Genomic DNA, 21204 nt, shown 5'->3' with positions numbered 1-21204 from the left:
TACAATTAGGTTGCTGCGGATATCAACCCCAGTAGTCGCGGGCCAAAGATGGCAGCAGCCATCAGGGCCCCAACTACGTAGAAAATAACCTGCGCCATGTCCCACTTAGAGGGGATCTTATCCTCAATGCGGTCAAGGCGGCGATCAATCCCATCGAGCCTTCTGTCGATGGAGTGCAGTTCAGCCTCAAGCTTTGCAACGCGTACTTCCATAGGGTCATAAGTGCCCCCTCCGCCGCTGGATTTCAAGGTTTTCTTATAGTCGGCCAGATCGGAAACTGTGCTATTCATCGCCGCTGTCCTTTGGCTTTATAGAGAGAAGATCAAACATCCGCTCATGCAGCTCCAGCATTTTGTCGTATGATTCACTTTTTCCGTTCGAACTTGAAGATCGCTCCGTAGAAACCGCTGCGGCGTTTAGATCGGCGGTTGCTAATATAACGATAGCTGATTTCAGGTATGCAGTTTCCAGCTCAAGAGCTTCAACTCTTGCTACCAGTTCGCTAATACTTCCGGCCTCAGTTTCGGTGCTGATTTCAGTCATTTTTTCCTCACAAACTCCACCGGCCAATGCAGCCTGACCCGCGCAGCCCACTTGAGGTGCACATTCCACATATTTGCACCTGTAGGGTTCAATGAAATAAGATGAAAGAGCCCAGGCTCATCCCCAGCCTTGACCTGTTTTACCCAGCCCATTCCGTCAGCATCCTCACAAACGCAGCGGTGGCCGATGACGTCTCCGGGGACACCCTCCGAGCTATCCCGCGTGTAAAACAGCAGGTCTCCGGCAGAATATACCGGCTCCATGCTGTCGCCTTCGACCTCAACAGCAACAATGCCGTGCGGTGATAGGCCGGGTGGACACTCAACCTGCGGGCCGTCGCCCTTTTCGTAGACGTCGAATACAGGAACCTGCGCCCCGGCGCCGACTTTACCGGCTATGGCGATGGTGTCACGTTGAGGCGCTTTGCCACCGATAATCTCCGTGACATCCACCTCCAATACTTCAGCAATTTTTAGTATGTTGGCGAAGGTTGGGTTCTTCGTTTTGCGGATGATAATGTCACGAACACCGGTCGGGCTCATGCCTGCGGCCAAGGACACTGCCCTTGGGTTGGTGCCCTTTGCTTGCACCAAGTTCTCAATTCGTTCTGCGATCATCTGTCCAGTGTCCATGTAGGGACTATCCTACATGCAGCAGATGGCCGCAAATGGGATAAATCCTCTTTACAGTGAGGGATAAATCCTACATCATGCCAATCATGATGCTACCTGAGTTCAAATCCGAAGTTGAAAAGTTCCTGAGCGAAACTGGGGTCGCCCCTTCTCGTTTGGGTCGAGAAGCACTGAATGATCCAGGCTTTGTGTCTGGGCTTCGGAGCGGCATGGAGCCGCGCGAAGGGACGCGCTCCAAGGTTCGCGAGAAGATGCAAGAGCTTCGTAAAGCCATGCAGCTCTCCGCCGCCTAACCCTCCCTGTAAAATCAGAATTTGGGACTTCACATGACCCATTCACGATCCTCCTTGGCTACACCCGTTTCATCCTCACGCATCAGACGTATGCGCGACGGCTGGAAAAATCTTGCAAAACCGCAAAGCAACCGTAAAACGGCCCGCCGGTTTTTCTCGGATATGCTCTGGGTCGCGTTCCCGGCCACCTCGGATCATGACCTCTGCAAGCGCGCGGCGGTGGCATTGGAGGTCAACGCCCGCACGGTCAACAACTGGCTGAACTGCCACAATGACGCGCCGGGGCCGATTGTTCTCAAAGTGCTTCTGATCGCTGGCGCTGAGATCGTCTTCCAGCAGATAGAGGGGCCGAAATGAGTGTCCGCTTGCACCTCTTGGCCCGTTGGTACGAGGCCAGATCCCGCCGTGCATATCGCAGGTATCAAGCCCTCAAAGCCCGCGCAGAGCGCATCCGCACACACATGGGGTGGCGGGTATGAGTGCCGCGCCAACCGTCAGGGCTGAGGGTGACGAAATCGTCATCCGCCTGCCGCGCTCAGAGGCTCATGGACTGATGGTGGCGCTGGCTGAGTGCCCGTGCCGCGCAGTCAAATCCAATTCCACCAAGAGCATTCGCAACCGCCTGTCAAAGGCGCTGGGGCGGCTGATTTCACGCTGAGCAGTACACCGACCTGCACTACACACAGAGAGGCAATAAGCCATGCTTGATGATGGACTTGATCGACTGCTGCGCCTCGTTGAAGCGCAAGAGGCCGCAGAAGACCGCATGGCCGCTGAATGGGCTGCCGCGATTGGCGACAACGGCGGGCCGCCTCTGGACGACCTATTCGGCCTTGGCGCCCCATGGATGGAACACGCCAATGAGGCGGAGCTGGCGCGTCTGGCCAAACTGGCTCCTCGTATCATGCGCCGCCAGAAGATCCTCTCAGACACCATCGCGGAGCGCACCAAGATCATGAACCGCTGCATTCGCCGTATGCGCCGCGCAAGGGGGCAGAACTGATGGCAAGACGATACGCAGCCAAGGTGGACGCCAATCAGGGTGAGGTCGTCGCAGCCCTTCGCGCCGCTGGGGCCACTGTCACACCCACACACGCCGCTGGTGATGGCTTTCCTGACCTCGCCGTCGGCTTTCGCGGGCAAAGCTTCCTGATCGAGGTGAAGGACGGCAGCAAGCCGCCAAGCGCCCGCAAGCTGACCCCTGATCAACAGAAATGGCACGCCACATGGCGCGGGCAGAAAGCGGTGGCATCGACTGTCGCTGAGGCCCTCGCGGTGATTGGCGTGGAATATCGAGGTGAGATCTCATGAGCAAGGGATACGTCTATGTTTTGAGAAACCCGAGCATGCCCGGGATCCTGAAAATAGGCCGGACGGAAAGGTCCGTCGCGCAGCGAGCCAACGAGCTATGGCAGACGGGAGTGCCTACACCATTTCAGGTCGCATACGAGGTTTTTTCGCCCAATTGCGTTGAGATGGAGTTGCGCGCACATGAGAAGTTTCATGATCAGCGCGTCAATGCCTCCCGTGAGTTCTTTCGCGTCGAGGTTTCAGAGGTAATGCAGCACCTGGATAATGACCTGAGGTGGCAGGTCGAGTGCCTGGTGGGCGAGTTCATCCCAGACCAAACGATTGTCGATACCGACTACTTTGTGGACATCTCCGCCCTCAGGCCATCCGTGTATGAGGTCATGAGAGATGCTTTCCACCCATCGGAGGTCGTGGATGTTCTCTATCACGTCGAAGGTGCCGATATCCTCCCAGCTGTAGAGAGGCAGGCAGAGGCTGCCAGGAAACGCCAGCAAGAGGCAAAGAGCCTTCGCATTGTGGGTGCGTCATGAGTGGCTGGATCTGTAGTTACCGCAAGATTTGGGACCACCCCATTTTCTCTGGATCCGCGCACCGAGTCGGCGCGTGGCACTGGATGCTGCACAAGGCTGCATGGAAGGATACCCGGTTCAACGTCGGCGGCAAGATGATCGACGTGAAGCGCGGGCAACTCTGCGTTTCTCAGCGTCAGATGGAAGCTGAAACCGGCATGGGACGGCAGGCGCTCCGCACGTTCTTGGGGCTGCTGGAGGCCGAAGGCGCGATAACCCAAATCGTAACCGGCAAGGCAACCCAAAGGCGCACCATCATAACCATATGTAATTATGAGGAATATCAGGCTAAGGAAACGCCCGGAAACCCAAGCGCCAACCCACCAGCAACCCGCCAGCAACCCAATAAAGAACAATTAAACAATAAAACAACCTCTCCTGACGGAGAGCGCGCGGCTGCGCCGCCGACTGAGCCTAGCGGCGAGATCGTTGTTGTTTCCGCATCCACGCAAGCCGTCTGGAAAGTTGGCAAGCCAATCCTTGCGGCGATGGGCGTCAAAGACCCCGGCCGGATGATCGGAAAGTGGATCAAGGAGGCCGGGCCGCCCGCCGTCCTCTTTGCAATTGAGGCCGCGCAGCAGGCCGGAACCCACGACCCGATCCCTTACATCACCGAAGTTCTGAAAGGCGAAAACCATGTCCACCCCCGCAACGCACCAGCTTCCCGCCGACCCGAAAACCGGCCTGACCCTGCCCTTGAGCAGATCGCTCGGCTCGCAGGACTTGGCGAAACATCGGGCTATGGTGGCGGTTGAGCTTGAAGTTCTCGCCAAGAAGTTCGACCGTTTCGGCTGGGAGCGCGACCGAGGATCAGCAGCGCACGACCGGATGCTGGTCGACTGGATGAACGCCCTGCAAGATTTCCCGCTCACCGAGGTTCAGGCCGCTTGCCGCGCCGCTGTTCTCAGCAACCCGAACAAGATGCCCAACGAGGGGCATATCCGCGCAGAGATCATCAAGGCCCGTGCCAAGGCGGTGCAGAGCCTTCCGCGCCCTGAGCCTGAGCCGAGCGCCCGGCGCGGGGATCCGGCCAACGCGGATCAGATCATGCGCGATATCGGTTTCAAGCCTCGCCGCTTTGGAGCCTCTTCGCAGGGGGCCGCAGAATGACCACCGAGAGCCTCATAGAAATGGAGCTGCGCCACGCCAAAGAGCGCGCAGAACTGGTGGAAAAGATCCGTCAGGACGCCTACACCGCTGGGCTGCACGACCGGATGAAGCCCGGTTCCGTCGCAACCCCATCAAGCCTGATGGAGCAGGTCACGGAGACCGTTGCCATGGCGCACAAGGTCTTGCCGAGTGAGCTTCGCGGCCCCTCGCGGTTCGATCACTTCAAGATCCCCCGTCGGAAGATCTGGGCCGAGCTTCATGGCCGAGGTTACAGCCTTGAGCAGATCGGCCAGCACTTTGGGCGGCATCACACCACGATCCTTTCAGGCATCCAGAAACACAAAGCAGAATTGGAGGCCAGCTGATGGCAGGCAGTTTGAACAAGGTCCAGTTGATCGGAAATTTGGGCCGTGACCCCGAAGTCCGCAGCTTCCAGAACGGCGGCAAGGTCTGCAACCTGCGTTTGGCAACTTCTGAGACGTGGAAAGACCGCAACACGGGCGAACGCCGCGAAAAGACGGAGTGGCATTCTGTCTCGATCTTCTCCGAGGGCTTGGTTCGCGTGGCAGAGCAATACCTTCGCAAAGGCTCCAAGGTCTACATCGAAGGCCAGTTGCAGACCCGAAAATGGCAGGACCAGAGCGGCCAGGACCGGTACTCAACTGAGGTCGTATTGCAGGGCATCGGCGGGACGCTGACCATGCTGGACAGCGCTCAGGGCGGCAGTAGCTCCGGCGGTGGCGGGGATAGCGGCGGCTGCGGGGATCAGGGGTCCGGCTACGGGAGCCAGGGCGGGTCTTCGCACAACATTGATGATACGGAGATACCTTTCTAATGATGGGCGAAGTTTGGAAAATCCCGGAGAGCGCACCCCAATATCTTGTTTCAAGTGAGGGCCGCATAATGGTCAAACCGTACTCGGCGCGGATGCCGCGTGGGGGCAAACGTCAATATGGCGGGCAGCCCCACTTCGGCGTTTGGAACAAGCAGGATTGCCGATTTATCGCCGTCTACAAGGGCAAGACTTTCAAAGTCCATCGGCTTGTATGCGAGGCGTTCCACGGCCCGAGCCCATCTGAAAAGTCAGTGGTAATGCACCTTGACGAAAACCCTGCAAACAACCGCCCTGACAATCTCGCTTGGGGAACACAAAAAGAGAACCTCAATGCGCCGGGCTTCAAGAAGTACAGAGAGACCCGAGACCTCGGCGCCACCTTGACCCATAGGCATGACGATTATCGAGGGCCTAACTTATGAGCATGCACAGAATGATTGAGCTTGCCCGCGCTGAAAACTTGGCAATGCACAGGAGTTGGCGAGCCTCCGGAGCGGAGCCGGTTCGCGTCAGGTCGCGCACCAAGCCGAAGAAACAGGCCATCTCTGATCGGCAGCACGAAAAGCAGGTTATGGAAGTCGCCGAAGAGTTTGCCGCTTGTCGGGGCGTTGATCTGTCTGAGTTCCTCGCAGGCGCCAGCAGCGGCGGTGCGAGCCCTTCCTGCGGCCTTACATCGTTGCGCCGCGAGTGCTGGCGAGTGCTTACCGAGGACCACAGCGTCCCGCAACGGATCATAGCGCAGGTGTTTGGGAACAGGAGCGCGACGACCATCAGTTCGGGCATTTCGCTGCACCGTAAGCAGGCAGGGGGAAAGCAATGACGAGAGTTAAGCCAATGAAATTCAGCCAGCTTGATTACTATCCAGCGCATGGAGAGATAAGGGTCAGAGGCCATCGCCATGAGTGGTGCGTTAAGGTTGACCTAGGGCTAGGCCGTAATTTGGAGGACGACGGTATTGAGGTCTATTGGATATATGCCGAAATACCTAATGCAGTCGCTGATGCGGGGCTGTCTCGCGCTTGGGTGGTTCTCTGCCGGTTTTTCTGCTGGCCAAATCGCGTGATTTCACGGCTGATGGGGCCGCGCCAATGACGCTAAACCTGAAAGAAGGCGACCCGTGGCCGTTCCGGTCATCACGCGGCATCGTGGGCAAGCCCTGCGAACCCGTATGGCATGCCCTTATCACCGCCCCGCAGAAAGAGGCCCACACCAAGGAGGTGCTAGGGCGTGTCCTTGATGGCGCGGGGGTGCAGGTCGTTTACCCGGAGGTATCCAAGTTCCGCAAGGTGAACGGCCAGGATAGGGAATTCGTGTCGCCGATGATAGCCCGCATCATCTATGCCAAGTTCAGTTACGAACCCCATTGGGACGTTATGCGTCAGCGCCGCATCGTGTCTGGCGTGTTCTCGATAGCTGACAAGCCTGTACGGTTGACGCAAGACGACGTTGATCAAGCAATGGGCCTGCCGACTGAACAGGAGCGGCAAGAGCAAGAGCGCATCCGCGCATTCATGCCGTGCGCGGGAGAGCCGGCCAAACTGATCGGCGGGCCGTTCAAGGGCTTCTTTGTGGATGTGAAAAAAGTTGAGGCCGGTCGGGTTTGGTATGAGATGACATTTGGTGACCGGCGTGTATCTGGTGAAGATACGCAAGGGCTTGTGCAAAGGGTTGCCGGGTGACACTTCGGGTGGTATATTTTCCGTATCCGGCCCAGCCGGTGACCGCCAGACCCGGTGAGACGGTAGGTGCGAGCGCAACCCAAAGCCCCAGCGGCCTTGGGTGCTACTGCAATACAGAGCATATTGGGGTCGCGCCCCTTTCGCAGGTCCAGCGCAGGGCTGACAGGCGGGGAAAGACCCGCACAGCCGCTTTCTGGCGGACGAACCGAAGGCCTATTTGCATCCGACGCTGGCCGGGGCCGCAATCAGTCAGCAGGTTCGTCTTTCTGAGCGCGGCGGCAAAGACCGGGCATTATGTCCGTAGACGATCCCGGCCCGCGCTCAACTTGCTAGTCCTGGTTCGCAATGCGTCCCAGACCTGTCCGGCGCCTCTGCCTTTGGGTACGCGTCGGATATCAAAACCTCCTGCACCGCTTCTGTCACTGGCGCTCCCCGTCACCGGTCAGAACCCATCATGCGCTAAGGCGTAAACGGCATGTGCGGGGAAGCGAGAGCTTTCATTACGGTGCTGAATGTGGGGCGGCGGGGCTTATAATATCACAAATGGAACATGCCGCCCGGTGGTGAATACACGCTTGGGCGCGTTTCGATACCCATAAATCAACAATATCAGCGGAGGTTGCCCCTATGAGCGGCGATAACGCGACTTCTAAAGTAGACGGATCTGGAAGGCGCAAGAAGACAGGCGGGCGCAAGAAAGGCACCCCAAACAAGGTAACGGTAGCCGTCAAGGACGCTATCGAGGCCGCAGCGGAAAAGCTCGGCGGCACGGAGCGCCTTGTTTCATGGGCCAAGGAAGATCCCGGCAACGAGCGGATCTTCTGGAGCCAGATTTACACCAAGCTCCTGCCGCTGCAGGTGAAGGGTGAGGGTGACAATCCGATCCCTGTTGCTCTGATTGAGCGCCGCATTGTCAAAGCTGACAATTGACACGGCGGAGGTCTTTACCCCGCTTCTGGAGGCAGCCCGATACAAGGGCGCGCACGGCGGGCGAGGCTCTGGCAAATCGCAGTTCTTTGGCGGCCTGGCAGTCGAGGATGCAGTCGCGGCGCCTGGTGACATGGGCGAGGGGCTTCGGATGGTATGCATCCGCGAGGTCCAGAAGTCACTAAAGCATTCGGCCAAGAGCCTGATTGAAAGCAAACTGCGGGAACACGGACTTGACGAAAGCCAAGGCTTCAAAGCCTACAACGACGTAATCAAAACCCCCAAAGACGGCCTGATCATCTTTCAGGGGATGCAAGACCACACAGCGGACAGCATCAAGTCCCTTGAGGGATTTCACCGCGCATGGGTGGAGGAGGCGCAAACTCTTTCTGCGTTCTCGATGAGCCTTCTGCGACCTACGATCCGTTGGGAAGATCCGGGCCGGGGGTTGAAATCGGAACTCTGGTTCGGCTGGAACCCTCGGCGCAAGATTGACCCTGTAGACCAGCTCCTGCGCGGTGCCGCGCTCCCGACCGGCGCAGCAGTGGTTCAGGCGAACTGGAAGCACAACCCGTGGTTTCCCAGCGTCCTTGAGGCTGAGCGTCAAGACTGCCTGAGGGACACACCAGATCAATACGACCACATCTGGGGGGGCGGGTATGCGACCGTGTTCAGCGGCGCCTATTTCGCGCACCTTCTCAGTCAAGCCCGCGCAGACCGCCGTATTGGCCGGGTGAACGCAGATCCGCTGCTGAGTGTCCGGGCATATTGGGACATTGGTGGCACCGGGGCAAAGGCGGACGCGACCTCGATCTGGATTGTTCAGTTCGTGGGGCGTGAAATCAGGGTGCTGAACTACTACGAGGCGCAAGGCCAGCCTCTTGCAACACATGTCAACTGGTTGCGGGACAACGGATATGGCGGCTGCATGTGCGTCTTGCCGCATGATGGCAGCGCGCAGGACAAAGTGCATGACGCCTCCTACGAAAAGGCGCTGCAGGACGCTGAGTTTGAAACCCTAGTGATCCCAAACCAAGGCAAGGGTGCCGCAAGCAAGCGGGTCGAGGCCGTTCGTCGCCTTCTGCCCAACTGCTACTTCAACGCAGAAGCCACCGAAGCCGGCTTGGACGCGCTCGGCTGGTATCACGAGAAGCGGGACGAGGCGCGGAATATCGGCCTTGGACCCGAACACGACTGGTCTTCGCACGCTGCCGACGCGTTCGGCCTGATGGCGATAGCCTACGAGGAGCATACGGCCCCTGCGCCTGATGTGTCCAAATTCTACAGCAGCGCAGGCGGCAAAGGGTTCTTGGCAACATGACAAACGACAAGATCTTGAAGCTGGCGCGGAGCCGGATGGCCGAGGCGATTGAAGCAGATCGAGAGAACCGCGAGGAAGCGCTTGACGATCTGGAAAAGCTGGTTGGCAAACAGTGGCCGGATGATATCCGCAAAGAGCGCGAGGCCGAGGGCAAGCCTTGTTTGACCATGAACCGCATGCCTCAGTTTGTGCGCCAAGTCACAGGCGATATCCGCCGGATGAACCCGGCAATCAATGTGATGCCCGCCGATGAGGGTGCCAGCAGCGAAACCGCCGAGATCTACGAAGGCCTGATCCGGCAAATCGAATATGCCAGCAACGCCAGCCGCATCTATGAACGGTCGGCAGAACTGGCGGCCGGGTCTTCCATCGGTTGGTTCCGCATCTTGACGGAATACGAGAGCGACGAAAGCTTTCTGCAAGAGATCAAGCTGAAGGGAATTCGCAACTCCCTCAGCGTCTATTGCGACCCCAAGGCTGAGCTGCCAACCCGCGAGGATGCCGGTTACCTGTTTATCACAGAGCAGATCGCGCGCGATGAGTTTGACGAGGCATACCCCGGCAAGTCTGCGTCTGATGTTGAGGTCGATGGCACCACAGACGGCCTTGAGCACTGGCAGGAAGGCGACAAGGTAGTCGTCGCTGAGTACTTCTGGAAAGAGCCGGTCAGCCGCGAGATCGTGCTTTTGGCTGATGGTTCAGTTGTTGATGCCGAGGACTTCGTTGCACCCATGCCCGCAATTAAGCGCCGCAAGGTCAACACCCACAAGGTCATGTGGTCCAAGATAAGCGGTCAGGACGTCCTAGAGGGGCCGCAGGAGATGCCGTCCCGGTTCATTCCTGTCGTCGCCGTCACTGGTGAGGAATGGCACGTCGGTGACCGCGTTCACCGGTCCAGCGTGATCCGCTACGCCAAAGACGCGCAGCAGATGTACAACTACTGGCGTTCAGCTCAAACAGAGTTCGCCGGGATGCAACCTAAGGCGCCGTATCTGGTCACTGCAAAGCAGATTGCAGGCCTTGAACAGTTCTGGAATGAGGCCAATTCAAGGAACCGGCCATACCTCCCTTACAATCCCGACGAGAAGGCCCCTGGCGCACCGCAGCGCGCTACGCCTCCTATCAGCTCTCAGGCCATGCTTGAGCAGGTCATGGGCGCGGCTGAGGATATGAAGGCCACGACGGGTATCTATGACAGCGCCTTGGGCCAGTCGAGCAACGAGAAATCAGGTGTCGCAATTCGTCAGCGACAGATGGAAAGCGACGTTTCGACCTCGATTTATTCCGACAACATGGCAGAGGCCATCGCCACCGCCGGTCGTATTCTGGTCGATATGATCCCCAAGATCTACGACACCAAGCGCAACGTTCGTATTCTCGGCAAGGATGACGCTGAGAAGATGACGACAATCAACGACCAGCAGATTGCGCTTTCGCCAGACGGGCAGGCCGTCGCAGTGCCGGTGAATGATTTGACGGTCGGCAAGTATGACATCCGCGTCAATGTCGGGCCAAACTACGCCACCAAGCGTCAGGAAACCGCTGAGGGCATGCTGGAGTTCATCCGCGTTGTTCCGGGCGCAGCTCAGGTCACAGGGGATCTTATCGCGGACGCCATGGATTGGCCGAACGCTGATCAGTTTGCCGAGCGCCTGAAGAAGGGTCTGCCGCCCCAGTTCCGCGACCCTGACGATATGACGCCAGAAGAACAGCAGCAAATGCAGGCGGCCATGCAGCAACAAGCGCAACAGGCGCAGGCTCAACAGGCCGCGATGCAGATCGAAATGCGCAAGGCGGGAGCCGAGGCCACCGAGGCTGAGGCCGACGCTCAGAAAGCGCAGTTTGAAGTCATGAACGAACAACTCGAATTGGCCGCCAAGAACGGTCAACTGAACGCAGCGGTATCCCAGCTTGTGCAAGCGGAGGTCGCGCGGGCGCTGTCGATGATGGCGGCGCAACAGCAGCAGGGGCCAGCCCCCATTTTCTAAGGAAAAATGAGCGATGACGGAAGAAGCGCAGGTTGCCCCCGAAGCGGAGGCAGCCCCAGAAGCCGTGACCCCTGAGGCAGATCAGGCGTCGGAAGCGACGGGAAACACAGAAGGGCAGACTGAGGGTCAGCCCGCCGAGGTGGAAGGCGCAGAGCCGGAACCCGAGGATAAGAGTGATCGCACAACGCGGAACCAGCGCCGAAAGGCACAGATGGACCGCGTGAAGCAGGAGGCCAAAGACGCGCAGGACCGAGCCGCCAAATTGCAGGCAGAGCTTGACCGCGTCAGAGGTGTTGAGAGCAACCGGCCCAACGCTGAAGACTTCCAGGACCACGACGAATATCTTGCGGAATTGTCGGCCTACAAGGCTGAGCAACGCTTGAAAGACCGTCAAGTCAAGGATCTTGAGCGCGAGACCGAGGAAAGCACAAAGCAGACGCAGGCACTGCATCAAAAGCAAGTTGAGGAAGCCTTTGGAAATCTGGCTGCCCAATTCGATGACGCCCGCACCCGCTATGCAGACTTTGACGCCGTGGCCCGCGACAACAGTGTGCCGATCAGTCAGGACATGGCCTATTTCATGGGCCTATCCGACAATGGCGCTGACGTTGCCTATTACCTTGGCAGCAACAAGGAATTGGCGGCTGATCTTGCAGCTATGCCAGCGCCCGAACTCGCAGGGGCCATGCGGATGCTTGAACGCACCGTGAAGGCGCAGACGCCAAAGCCCCGCACCACAACCACAGCACCGGACCCGGTTACGCCCCTGAAAGGCGGTGCGGGTGTCAGCAAAGACCCCTCAAAAATGTCGGCAGCGGAGTACCGCGCTTGGCGTGAGGCCGGTGGAACCCACTAAGGACCCTGAAAAATGGCAAACGACTTCTACACTACCGACAAGATCCTTAAGGAAGCGATCATGCTCCTTGAGAATGAGCTGGTCATGGGCAACGCTGTCCACACCGACTTGCAAGGGCAGGCTCCCGGAGGCGCGGAGAAGGTCGGCAACACGATCAGCATTCGCCGCCCGACACAGTACCAGGGCCAAGCGGATGATATCGACATCACAGGCTACCGCGAAGATATCGAGCAGGCCACGATCCCGATTACCCTGGACAAGACGCACACCGTCCCGGTCCAGATCGGGGCGCTTGAGCGGACCTTTGACTTCAACCGGTTTTCTGAGGATATCCTGAAACCAGCTATGATCACGATGAAAGATCGGGTGGAAGCGCATATCGCGTCGAAATACTCCGACTTCTATCACTTCTCCGGCACTCCTGGCACCGTCCCGTCCACATTTAAGGATTTGGGCCGAGTTGGGGCAATCCTCACCGATGGCGCGGTCTCGAACTCTGGCCGCGTTGCGTTCCACGGCACGGACGCGTCTCTTGAGCTGGCCGATGGGCTGAAGGGTGTCTATGTCCAAGGCAAGGCCAAGACCGCCTTTGAAGAGGCAACCATCGGACGTTACGGCGGTTTTACCAACTATCAGACCGTCTACGCGCCGACGCACACTGTTGGCAACCATGGCGGCACCCCGCTGGTGAACGGTGCGTCCCAAAACGTGACTTATGCAGCTGCGAAACAGAGCTTTTCGTCTCCTCTGGTCACTGATGGATGGGCGGCGTCTCGCACAGGTCTTCTCAAGAAGGGCGATATCATCACTATCGCTGGCGTGAACGCGGTCAACCCGGTCTCGAAAGAGGACACCGGACGCCTTCAGACCTTCGTGGTGAAAGCCGATGTGAACTCTGACGGCTCTGGCAATGCGACAGTTCAACTGTCACCGCCCCTTGTGACTTCCGGTGCGTATCAGACCGTTTCTGCCGCTCCGGCGGACAACGCCGCGATTACCGTCAAGACCGGCTCTGCCAATGGCGTCCACAAGCAGTCCATGCTTCTGAACCCTAAGGCGATTGCGCTTGTCACGCGGCCTTTGGACATCCCCAACGGCTCCGGTGTCAAAACCACGACCAAGTCGGGCGAAAAGGTCACAATCTCCTGCACGGAATTTGTTGACGGTAACACTCTGGCCCAGACCTTCCGTTTTGACATCCTTTACAAGGCCGAAACCGTTGATGCTCGCCTCGGTGCGCGCCTGACTAGCTAACAGACTGGCCGGGGCTTATGGCCTCGGCCTTTCCCATGACAGATGAGGCGAAAACCATGACAGATGAGGCGAAAAAAGGCCCGACCTGGGGTTATAAGGCTGGCCCCGACGGTGAACCTGTTGGCGAGATTTTCCCCGATGGGAAGCTGCCCAAGGGTTGGGTGGATAGCCCCGCCAATCTCAAGGGCGCAAAAGCGTGACCACAATGGCGGAAATCATCAACCGCGCGTATCGCAAGATCGGCGTGGTTGCCCTTGATGACGAGGCGACCGGCGACGAAGCCGCAGTTGGTATTGAGGCGCTGAACGGCATGCTCCATGAATGGAAGCTCCGTAGCGTGGATATCGAGCATACGGACGCTGGCCTGTCGGATGTGTTCCCACTGGGGCCGGAGTATCACGACGGCGTGGTCTACATGCTGGCAACCCGGCTGTCACCGGATTTTGTGGTGCCGCCATCGTTCGACGCTGACGACTTTTTCCGGTCAATCCAGGCGGCATATATGGTCATCGACACCGTTTCCTTTGAGCGCGGCCTGACTGAGGTGCCGAGCAAGGCCGCTCGCCGCAATTCCAGCAGCATCTTGGACAGCTGATCTGATGCGCGTTGAGTGGATCGGGCGCAGCCGACAGGACGGCGACAACCAGCAGGCGGATCCGGCGCGGCTGATCAACATCTACCGCGAGAAGGCGGGCGATAAGCCCATCCTGAAACGGGTTCCCGGCATGGTTCCCTTTGTCGATCTGGCATCGGCTCCCCTGCGGGCGATGGAGCAGGAAGCGGGCAAGGTGTTTGCGGTATCCGGCGCGGATCTGTCCTGCATCGACGGCAACGGCACGGTTTCACAGCTGGGGCGGGTGTCCGCTGACGGGGATGTTTCCATTTCAGGCAACAATGGGTCTGCTGTCGTGTCTGCGGGCGGGGATTACTACGTTTGGGACGGTGAAACGCTGACGCAGCCCGACACTGGGGCATTCTCCGACGTTGGCTCTGTTGAGTTTCTTGGCCAGCGCACTGTGGTCACAGAACTGAATGGCCGGCGCTTCGGCTGGTCCGACGTGACCGAGCCGGAGACATTCGACGGGCTTAGCTTTGCGACGGCAGAAAGCACGGACGACAACATTATTCGCGGGGCCGTGATCCAGGGCATTTACTGGATCTTCAAAGAACAGTCCATCGAACGCTGGTACCAGACCGGCGGGGAGAATTTCCTTGCCCCCATGAGCGGCGGCGACATGGACACCGGACTGTTGCGGTTTGGCCTGTTTATCAAGTTCCCGAACGGCGCTTTCTTTGTCGGCAACGATGGCATCGCCTATCTGGTTTCCGGCGGGTCCATGCGGCCTGTATCGACGCGCGGCGTTGAGACGGCGCTGGAGCAGAAGGACGCCACCCATTGCCTCTACTACCAAGATGAGGGCCACAAGTTCTGTGTCATCCGCTTCGCTGACCGCGAGGCGTGGGTTTATGACATGGTCATGGATGAATGGCACGAGCGCGCCGAGGGTGGAAGCCTGACGCCGTGGTCGGCCACGCATTCGGTGCGGGCCTTTGGTGCTGATTTTGTCGGCTCAGCCTTTGGCCGGATGTTCAGCCTTGATCGCATTCCTAGCGACGATGGCCAGCCGCTGATCGGCAAGGCCGTATCTCGCACGATCCGCAACAACGGCAATCGGTTCCGTGTGCCTCGTTTGACGCTGGTCGGGGCGGTAGGCAATTCCACGCTAACGGCGCAGCGTTCACCGGGGCTGCATATCGGCGGCGGGTACATGATGGCGACGGATGGTTACACCGCCCTTGCCACTGGCGACGACGTCACAGTCAGCACGGACAGCAAGGTTTCACTGCGGACATCAAAGGATCGGGGCAAAACGTGGTCGCGGGACAAGGTGCGGTCGATGGGCCGCGCGGGCGAATACGACAAGGTGGTGCGCTGGCGATCCCTGGGCCAGTTCCGCAACGCCAATTTTGAAATCACCCTCAGCGACAACACCGATATGACGATTGAGGCTGTGGGGGAGATTGAGCTGGCATGATTACCGTTGAGACACCACAGGCAAACGTCCCGTTGGTCAAGCCGGACGGCCACAGCACGATAGAAACACAGATCACGCTTGAGAAGATGGCGCAGGCGATCCGGGAGCTGCAAGCGAAGGTCGAGGCGTTGGAGGCGCAGCAGCCGTGACGCTTGAGGATCATTTCGCGCGCTGGTTCAGGGGTGATACTGCCGCCGTCGATTTTGCCGAGCACCTCTGGCATGCGACCCAAGAGTGGGACGATTTGGAAGACGAAGGCAAATGCGCGAACCATAATGCGCTTCTGTCATGGCTGGCGTTCGGCAAGGAATACACGCCCTTCTTTGCAGATCACGCCCACATCCTGCGCCCGGCCATGCTCAATATGTATCTGCAATGGCGCGCGGCCAATGTGCTGGAGCGCGGCGACCGGAATGACGTCGCGAAGGCCTATATGCTGAGGGCTGCGATTTACGGCGTCTTCCACAACATCGCGTGGATTGTCGGTGGCGATGACTGGGCGGCTCAGGTCGGACCTGAAATCTACCGGATGTATGCCGAGACCCCCGAAGAACTCTGGAAGGAAATGAACTGATGCCAGGACCAGCAGCAGCAATCGGCGGTGGGTCGGCCCTTCTGGGCGCGTCCTCATCGCGCAAGGCGGCGAAATCTCAAGAGCGGGCAGCAAACAGCCAGCTTGAGCTTGAAGGCCGCATTTACGATGAGACGAAGGAGCGGTTCCAGCCTTTTTACGACAGCGGCCTGAACTATCAGAACGTCCTGAACTTCGAACTACTGGGCGGTGATCGGCCCATGGTCGGTGGCGATCCTCAGAGGGTGGTTGAGTTCACCGATCAGGTCTATGGCGACGGTTCCATGAAGGACGTTGTGCATAATGCCGGGTGGTCGGACGAATACACCGAGCAGGTGCGAGACTACGGCCCGCGAGATGTGACGCGATATCGGGTCGGCGACCAAACATTCGGCGACCGGGCTGCGGCTGATGCCTATGCCAAGGCGAACCCGACTGGCGGGACTGAATACGGAGGCTTTGAAGCCACCCCGTATCAAAAATACGTCCTCCAGACGTCTCAGGACCAGATCGACGGCAGCGCAGCAAGCCAAGGGAGCCTGTTCAGCGGCGCGACCATCAAGGCGCAACAGGATCGAGCGAATGACCTTTCTGGTGCATTCTATGGAAATTATATTGACCGTCTGACGGGGCAGGCTGCGCAAGGTCAGGCTGCTGCTGCAAATCTGGCCAATGCCGGGGCAAACTATGCCAGCGGCGGTGCAAATGCACTTTCAGCCATAGGTAACGCGCAGGCGGCAGGCGCAATCGGCGTCGGCAACGCCTTCGCGAAGGGCGTGGATCAAACTGTCGGGATCTGGAACTACCAGAACCAGACCAGCGGTGCCACGCCTCAGCCTGCGAACGCTCTCAGCGCCCCGTGGGCCTCTGGCGGGTTCTGGGGGTAGGCTATGGCAAGCGCTCAGGAAGTCGTCAACGGTCTGATCGCGCGGGGGTTGCCGCGCCATATCGCAATCGGTGTTGCCGGGAATATGCAGATAGAGAGCGACGGGTTTCAGACCGGCGTGAACGAATATGCCCCCGTTGTGCCCGGATCGCGTGGCGGCTATGGGCTGAACCAGTGGACCGGGCCGCGCCGCCGTCAGTTCGAGAGCTACGCCGCAGATCGCGGGGTGGCGCTGGACGATCTGGACGCTCAGCTTGATTTCACGATGTGGGAGCTGGCAAACACCGAGAAACGGGCGGGGACGGCACTTTCCCAAGCCCAAACCCCGGCAGAGGCGGCGCGGATCTACAGCCAGCAGTTCCTCCGCCCCGGTATTCCGCACCTTGACCGGCGCATAGAGGCGGCCAACGCGCTGGCTGGCGGTGATTTCGGGGGGCAGCCCCCGCAGAACGCGCTTTCGGCCCCTATGGGACAGCAGGGCGCGCCTGTGAATGCCCTCGCCCAGCAACAGCCACCGCAGCCGCCGCAAATGCAGCAGATTGACCCGCGCAACTTCCTGACGCAGGTCGCACCGCGCGCCAAACTCAAATTTACCTGAGGACAGCACATGGCCCAACTCGACACCCGCTTGCCCCTTATGGCCCAACAGCCGGATATCGTGAACGCGCTGTCTCAGTCTGCGATGGCAGCGCAGCAGACCCACCAAGCGCGCAAGCAGGCGAACCAAGTGCAGAGCCAGAACGCGCTGCGCAACCTCTTCCAGACGCAGGGCGCGGATATCGCAGCTGGTCAGCCGCAGGCGTTGAATGCGCTGGCCCAGCTGGACCCGATGCAGGCGGTTCAGATGCAGAGCGCACAGCAGAACATGCAGTCGCGCGCGCAGATGATGGAACAGCGCCGGATTGCAATGGGCCGAGAGGCCGAAGCCTACGCCGCGTCTCTTGGCGCACAAGAACGGGCCGCAGAGGCGGCGCGGGTGGAACAGGGTATCGCTCAGGGGATGCAGTTCTATCAGCGTGGGGATCTTGACGGCCTGAACCAGCTTCTGGGCACCGTTGGCGAGGAGCCATTGCAAAGCCTTGATGAATTCCCGACAGTTGCCGCGATGTATGGCGATGTTCTGGACAAGCTGAAAGCGGTTCAGGAACTGAATGCACCGCCGAAGCCCATGTCAGGCCCCGGCAAGGTTCAGGCTGATATCGCTGCTGGGCTGCTGCCGGAAGGCACCCCGCTTAGCAACAGTCCGCAGACTACCGTCAATGTCAGCAGCGGCTCCCAAAACCCTGTCCCTGGCCTTAGCAAGCTAGGAGAGGGTTTCACCTACCTGTACAATCCAGACGGCACGATCAAGCTGGACGATCAAGGGCGCCCGATGGCTGCGCCGGTTGCTGGCGGCCCAAAGGACACAAGCATTCAGGAGGCGGCCCAGCAAAGCGCCAAGGACACCGCAACGGATATTGTTTTGAATGCCGCCACACTTGCGCGTGAAGCGGCGTCCAATCAAGACTTCGGGCCTGCTGGTACGCGCATCGCTGCGCTTGCGCCATGGACCGATAGCGCAGAGGTTATCCGCCAAACCGACACCCTTAAGTCGCTGGCAGCCGCTGAGAACCTGAATGCAATGCGTCGGCAGTCTAAAACAGGCGGCGCGCTCGGCAACGTCACCGAGAAAGAACTGAAGCTCTTGCAAGATATGTCTGGCGCGCTCGACCCGACCAGCCCGAATTTCCAAAGGGATTTGGAGAACTATGAGCAAACACTGCTGAGGGTCATCCACGGCAAGAGCGCTGGTGACAAGATTTACGAGCAATCCCGTGCGGCCCCAGCAACAGATGACGAGCTATTCCGCAAATATGGCTTGGAGTGAACATGGCAAACTATGAGCAACTGATGGACGCTGCCCGCCGTGCGGATGGCGCGGGCGACACCCACGCAGCCAAGCGCTTTCTTCAGCTCGCAAAAGAGCAGAAAACGCCGAAGGGCGTGGGGCAAGTCATCAAAGAAAACCTGCTAGGTGACGACGACCCGACGACACAGAATTTTGGCGAAAAGGTTGGCACCTTCCTGAACAACGCTGGTGAAAGCCTGACACTCGGCCTTGTTGGTGATGAGGCAGCCGCCGCCACGGACGCGGCACTGGGGCGCGGAGGGTATGACGAACGTCTGCAGCACTATCGCGGGCAGCAAGAGCAATTCGCAAAGGAAAACCGAGCCTCAAGCATAGTTTCCGAACTGGCACCCGCAGCAATCCCCGGACTTGGCGCATTCTCTGCGCTTAGGACCGGCAGTGGGGTTCTAAGGGCGGCTAAGGCCGGTGGTGTGGCGGCGGTTTCAGGTGGCGTATATGGCTTCATGGAAGGGGAAGGAGATTTCACAAGCCGCAGAAAAAATGCAGTGGAGGGTGCGAAATGGTCCGGCGCATTTGGGGTTGGCGTTCCTCTCGTTGGCCGCATGATGGGGACAGTTGCACGTCGGGCGATGAGAGGTCGGAAAGTCCGTGAGATGGTCAAGTCGGCCCCCTCTCTTGAAGAACTCAGAACGAAAGCCAGCGCCATTTTCGAGCGCGCGGACGCTCAGGCCAACCTCGACCGGCGCGCGCTGACCAAAGCGGCGCCTGCAATGCAGGACAGGGCGATCCGGCAGGGTATGGACGACGTACTGACGCCGCAGGCTAGCCGTGCAAATGACCGCATAATGGACGCCGCCACTGACCCGCGAGCGGAAATGGGTTTCCGTGATCTGGATATTCTGCGCAGGCAGGCACAAGTCCCGGCTGGCAATGCTTCAAACCGCGTTGAGGCTGCAATCGGCTCTCAGATGGTCGAAGGGCTGGACGATGTATTGCGCCAAGCAGCGCCAGACACCGCGAGTGAGGTGGATTTGGCCCGCCGCATGTGGGGTCAATTGCGGCGCACAGAGCTTATTGACGATGCTGTGTACCGTGCCCAGAACGCAGCCTCTGGCTTTGAGAACGGTATCCGGGTGCAGGTTCGCCGTATCCTGAACAACCCTAAACAGCGCCGTCTGTTCGGCGATGAGGAAGTGAAGGCGATGGAGGCCGTTGTCCAAGGGACCAGCGCCTCAAACGCGCTCAAGAAGGCGGGCAAGTTCGGGGTGGGTCAGGGCGCGCAGAGCAACGGCCTGATGGCAATGCTTGCGCTCAAGGAGTTCGGGATCGCCGCGCCAGTTATCGGAACCGCAGTCCAGCGCCTGGGGGAGCGGGCGACTGTGAAGAACGCGGAGATTGCGAGGGCGCTGGTTGCATCAGGCGCGCAGATCCAAGACCCGTTGCTTGAGGCCGCCCGCCGTCACGCGATTGATGATCTGTTGACAAAGATGGCTGGCAGGGGCGGGGAGGCGGTTAGTTCATTGTCGCCAAATGAGCCATGACAATCAGCAGGGGAGCAGCGATCATCGCTAAAGTGCTGATCCGTTCCACCCCTCTCTCGCCGCCTTTGAGCCAGAGGCTGCACCCGCACAGGAAGATGGCAAGCATACCGTTTCCAAAGAAAACAGCCATGGCGATATCTAACACCTCAGACATTCACCCTGCCACGACGAGATAGGCCATCAAAAGCACCATCGGTATGGCGACTAGAGCCATTGTGCTGATGCGTTCCACCCCTCGCGCCTCATCACTCATCCAGCGCCGACAGCCCCAAAGGAAAACGACGAACAAGCCGTTGCCAAAGAAAGCACCTACAGCAATCGTGGTGAAATCGTCCATCTGCTCAACCTAATCACGAAAGGGGGCGGGGTCTAGTCTTCGGGCTGCTTCCAGCCCGCTTGGACCATTTTCTCCATCAGACGCTCTTGGAGAATTCTATGGTAGGTCTCGGAAATCTCTTCCTTCTGCTCCTCTGTCATCGTGGCAGATGGGTGTTTTTCAAAGTCGAAGTCTAGGTAGAGCTGAAGCGCATGAACAATTTCGGCGTTCATGGAACGGTTGTTCTCTGCCGCAGCAGCCTTGATGCGGTCGCGCATCCCTTCTGGGAGCCGTACCTGAAAACGCTCGGCAAGCTCGCTCGGGTATTTGGAATCATTATCGCTCATATTTAGGTAATTGCGACTTGCACCCAAAAAAGCAATGGGTGCGACTTGCAATCATGGTTTTAAGTTGCTACGTAGGTGCTAGTCGCAACTATGGAGAAGGAATTTGAAAAAATATCCCAGCCAACTTGCTGATTGCATCAATATTCGCCTGCCGAATGGATGGCGTGACGCAATCAAAGCCCGAGCAGCACAAAACCGCCGCTCTATGAACAGTGAAGTTCTCGCCGCGCTTGAGAGTGTGGTGGGAGAGGCAGCGGGGGGCGATCTTGGCGGAACAGCCCCCGCTGCTGAAGACAACAGCACCGCGTTAGCGCGCGGTTAGTCTAACCAAGCAGATGAA

34 protein-coding genes are annotated in these 21204 nt (G+C 58.9%); 28 read left to right on the top strand and 6 right to left on the bottom strand.

What is annotated here, in order from left to right:
• Positions 1-5 precede the first annotated feature (5 nt).
• The 3 genes from GAL_RS11135 to GAL_RS11125 are packed head-to-tail and all read right to left on the bottom strand — an operon-like array spanning position 6 to position 1175.
• Entirely contained in the window at positions 6-290 is a 285-nt protein-coding gene (locus GAL_RS11135; RefSeq protein WP_024097683.1) for a hypothetical protein, read from the bottom strand.
• Positions 283-543, bottom strand: coding sequence for a hypothetical protein (locus GAL_RS11130; RefSeq protein WP_024097682.1), 261 nt, complete (start codon positions 541-543; stop codon positions 283-285). The genes GAL_RS11135 and GAL_RS11130 overlap by 8 nt, the downstream gene beginning before the upstream one ends.
• On the bottom strand, positions 540-1175 hold the full coding sequence (locus GAL_RS11125) for an XRE family transcriptional regulator (protein WP_024097681.1): 636 nt from the start codon (positions 1173-1175) through the stop codon (positions 540-542). The genes GAL_RS11130 and GAL_RS11125 overlap by 4 nt, the downstream gene beginning before the upstream one ends.
• A gap of 77 nt (positions 1176-1252) precedes the next feature.
• Between GAL_RS11125 and GAL_RS22225 the strand changes: the two genes are divergently transcribed.
• The 27 genes from GAL_RS22225 (at position 1253) to GAL_RS10995 (ending at position 20201) form a co-directional block, all read left to right on the top strand.
• Entirely contained in the window at positions 1253-1468 is a 216-nt protein-coding gene (locus GAL_RS22225) for a hypothetical protein (protein WP_102892808.1), read from the top strand.
• A gap of 33 nt (positions 1469-1501) precedes the next feature.
• The gene (locus GAL_RS11115; protein ID WP_145957930.1) at positions 1502-1825 is read left to right on the top strand and encodes a hypothetical protein; all 324 of its coding nucleotides are present in this window, start codon (positions 1502-1504) and stop codon (positions 1823-1825) included.
• Between the two features lie 118 nt (positions 1826-1943).
• Entirely contained in the window at positions 1944-2126 is a 183-nt protein-coding gene (locus tag GAL_RS11110; protein WP_024097677.1) for a hypothetical protein, read from the top strand.
• Positions 2127-2168: 42 nt separating this feature from the next.
• Entirely contained in the window at positions 2169-2471 is a 303-nt protein-coding gene (locus GAL_RS11105) for a hypothetical protein (protein WP_024097676.1), read from the top strand.
• Positions 2471-2779: a VRR-NUC domain protein gene (locus tag GAL_RS11100; protein WP_024097675.1), complete on the top strand. Its 309-nt coding sequence runs from the start codon at positions 2471-2473 to the stop codon at positions 2777-2779. The genes GAL_RS11105 and GAL_RS11100 overlap by 1 nt, the downstream gene beginning before the upstream one ends.
• The gene (locus tag GAL_RS22220; RefSeq protein ID WP_024097674.1) at positions 2776-3309 is read left to right on the top strand and encodes a GIY-YIG nuclease family protein; all 534 of its coding nucleotides are present in this window, start codon (positions 2776-2778) and stop codon (positions 3307-3309) included. The genes GAL_RS11100 and GAL_RS22220 overlap by 4 nt, the downstream gene beginning before the upstream one ends.
• 83 nt (positions 3310-3392) lie before the next feature.
• Positions 3393-4103 (top strand): hypothetical protein, encoded by a 711-nt coding sequence (locus GAL_RS11090; RefSeq protein ID WP_043939784.1) that lies wholly within the window; start codon positions 3393-3395, stop codon positions 4101-4103.
• Entirely contained in the window at positions 4090-4458 is a 369-nt protein-coding gene (locus tag GAL_RS11085) for a hypothetical protein (RefSeq protein ID WP_024097672.1), read from the top strand. The genes GAL_RS11090 and GAL_RS11085 overlap by 14 nt, the downstream gene beginning before the upstream one ends.
• Positions 4455-4823: a helix-turn-helix domain-containing protein gene (locus tag GAL_RS11080; RefSeq protein ID WP_024097671.1), complete on the top strand. Its 369-nt coding sequence runs from the start codon at positions 4455-4457 to the stop codon at positions 4821-4823. The genes GAL_RS11085 and GAL_RS11080 overlap by 4 nt, the downstream gene beginning before the upstream one ends.
• Positions 4823-5293 carry a single-stranded DNA-binding protein gene (gene ssb / locus GAL_RS11075; protein WP_024097670.1) on the top strand — a complete coding sequence of 157 codons (471 nt, stop codon included), beginning with the start codon at positions 4823-4825 and terminating at the stop codon, positions 5291-5293. The genes GAL_RS11080 and ssb overlap by 1 nt, the downstream gene beginning before the upstream one ends.
• The gene (locus tag GAL_RS11070; protein WP_040104068.1) at positions 5293-5715 is read left to right on the top strand and encodes an HNH endonuclease signature motif containing protein; all 423 of its coding nucleotides are present in this window, start codon (positions 5293-5295) and stop codon (positions 5713-5715) included. Before ssb ends, GAL_RS11070 begins: the two co-directional genes overlap by 1 nt.
• An 11-nt stretch (positions 5716-5726) precedes the next feature.
• The gene (locus tag GAL_RS11065) at positions 5727-6113 is read left to right on the top strand and encodes a hypothetical protein (RefSeq protein ID WP_040104067.1); all 387 of its coding nucleotides are present in this window, start codon (positions 5727-5729) and stop codon (positions 6111-6113) included.
• A 268-nt stretch (positions 6114-6381) separates the two neighbouring features.
• Positions 6382-6972, top strand: a complete 591-nt coding sequence (gene nusG, locus GAL_RS11060; RefSeq protein ID WP_024097666.1) for a transcription termination/antitermination protein NusG — start codon at positions 6382-6384, stop codon at positions 6970-6972.
• Positions 6973-7599: 627 nt separating this feature from the next.
• Positions 7600-7902, top strand: a complete 303-nt coding sequence (locus GAL_RS11055; RefSeq protein ID WP_024097665.1) for a hypothetical protein — start codon at positions 7600-7602, stop codon at positions 7900-7902.
• On the top strand, positions 7883-9220 hold the full coding sequence (locus tag GAL_RS11050; protein WP_024097664.1) for a phage terminase large subunit: 1338 nt from the start codon (positions 7883-7885) through the stop codon (positions 9218-9220). The genes GAL_RS11055 and GAL_RS11050 overlap by 20 nt, the downstream gene beginning before the upstream one ends.
• Entirely contained in the window at positions 9217-11208 is a 1992-nt protein-coding gene (locus tag GAL_RS11045) for a portal protein (protein WP_024097663.1), read from the top strand. The genes GAL_RS11050 and GAL_RS11045 overlap by 4 nt, the downstream gene beginning before the upstream one ends.
• 13 nt (positions 11209-11221) lie before the next feature.
• A complete protein-coding gene (locus GAL_RS11040; protein WP_024097662.1) occupies positions 11222-12064 on the top strand; it encodes an AAA family ATPase in 843 nt (280 codons plus the stop codon).
• Between the two features lie 12 nt (positions 12065-12076).
• On the top strand, positions 12077-13318 hold the full coding sequence (locus GAL_RS11035) for a P22 phage major capsid protein family protein (protein WP_024097661.1): 1242 nt from the start codon (positions 12077-12079) through the stop codon (positions 13316-13318).
• A 56-nt stretch (positions 13319-13374) separates the two neighbouring features.
• Positions 13375-13518 carry a hypothetical protein gene (locus GAL_RS11030; RefSeq protein WP_024097660.1) on the top strand — a complete coding sequence of 48 codons (144 nt, stop codon included), beginning with the start codon at positions 13375-13377 and terminating at the stop codon, positions 13516-13518.
• Positions 13515-13913: a hypothetical protein gene (locus GAL_RS11025; protein WP_145957931.1), complete on the top strand. Its 399-nt coding sequence runs from the start codon at positions 13515-13517 to the stop codon at positions 13911-13913. Before GAL_RS11030 ends, GAL_RS11025 begins: the two co-directional genes overlap by 4 nt.
• A gap of 4 nt (positions 13914-13917) precedes the next feature.
• On the top strand, positions 13918-15354 hold the full coding sequence (locus GAL_RS11020; RefSeq protein ID WP_024097658.1) for a hypothetical protein: 1437 nt from the start codon (positions 13918-13920) through the stop codon (positions 15352-15354).
• Positions 15351-15503, top strand: a complete 153-nt coding sequence (locus GAL_RS22495; protein WP_024097657.1) for a hypothetical protein — start codon at positions 15351-15353, stop codon at positions 15501-15503. Before GAL_RS11020 ends, GAL_RS22495 begins: the two co-directional genes overlap by 4 nt.
• Positions 15500-15928, top strand: a complete 429-nt coding sequence (locus GAL_RS11015; RefSeq protein ID WP_024097656.1) for a hypothetical protein — start codon at positions 15500-15502, stop codon at positions 15926-15928. Before GAL_RS22495 ends, GAL_RS11015 begins: the two co-directional genes overlap by 4 nt.
• Positions 15928-16812, top strand: a complete 885-nt coding sequence (locus tag GAL_RS21955) for a hypothetical protein (RefSeq protein ID WP_024097655.1) — start codon at positions 15928-15930, stop codon at positions 16810-16812. Before GAL_RS11015 ends, GAL_RS21955 begins: the two co-directional genes overlap by 1 nt.
• Before the next feature lie 3 nt (positions 16813-16815).
• A complete protein-coding gene (locus GAL_RS11005) occupies positions 16816-17409 on the top strand; it encodes a phage tail tip lysozyme (RefSeq protein ID WP_024097654.1) in 594 nt (197 codons plus the stop codon).
• A 9-nt stretch (positions 17410-17418) separates the two neighbouring features.
• Positions 17419-18678, top strand: coding sequence for a hypothetical protein (locus tag GAL_RS11000; RefSeq protein ID WP_024097653.1), 1260 nt, complete (start codon positions 17419-17421; stop codon positions 18676-18678).
• 2 nt (positions 18679-18680) lie between these two features.
• On the top strand, positions 18681-20201 hold the full coding sequence (locus tag GAL_RS10995; protein WP_024097652.1) for a hypothetical protein: 1521 nt from the start codon (positions 18681-18683) through the stop codon (positions 20199-20201).
• On the opposite strand, the gene GAL_RS10990 is transcribed toward GAL_RS10995, so the two are convergent.
• Genes GAL_RS10990 through GAL_RS21950 form a run of 3 tightly spaced genes read right to left on the bottom strand, consistent with a single transcriptional unit; the run spans position 20173 to position 20864 of the window.
• A complete protein-coding gene (locus GAL_RS10990) occupies positions 20173-20355 on the bottom strand; it encodes a hypothetical protein (RefSeq protein WP_040104064.1) in 183 nt (60 codons plus the stop codon). The two genes, GAL_RS10995 and GAL_RS10990, sit on opposite strands and share 29 nt — an antisense overlap.
• Complete coding sequence (locus GAL_RS10985; protein WP_024097651.1) at positions 20356-20538, bottom strand: hypothetical protein; 183 nt, start codon at positions 20536-20538, stop codon at positions 20356-20358.
• Positions 20539-20570: 32 nt separating this feature from the next.
• Positions 20571-20864, bottom strand: coding sequence for an Arc family DNA-binding protein (locus GAL_RS21950; RefSeq protein ID WP_024097650.1), 294 nt, complete (start codon positions 20862-20864; stop codon positions 20571-20573).
• 103 nt (positions 20865-20967) lie between these two features.
• Between GAL_RS21950 and GAL_RS22990 the strand changes: the two genes are divergently transcribed.
• Positions 20968-21186, top strand: a complete 219-nt coding sequence (locus GAL_RS22990; protein WP_040104063.1) for an Arc family DNA-binding protein — start codon at positions 20968-20970, stop codon at positions 21184-21186.
• The last annotated feature ends 18 nt before the right edge of the window (positions 21187-21204 follow it).

The sequence above is a fragment of the Phaeobacter gallaeciensis DSM 26640 genome (assembly GCF_000511385.1).
GTDB classification, from domain to species: domain Bacteria; phylum Pseudomonadota; class Alphaproteobacteria; order Rhodobacterales; family Rhodobacteraceae; genus Phaeobacter; species Phaeobacter gallaeciensis.
Note: the sequence above shows the minus strand (reverse complement) of the source record. Positions and strands in the feature narration are given on the sequence as shown.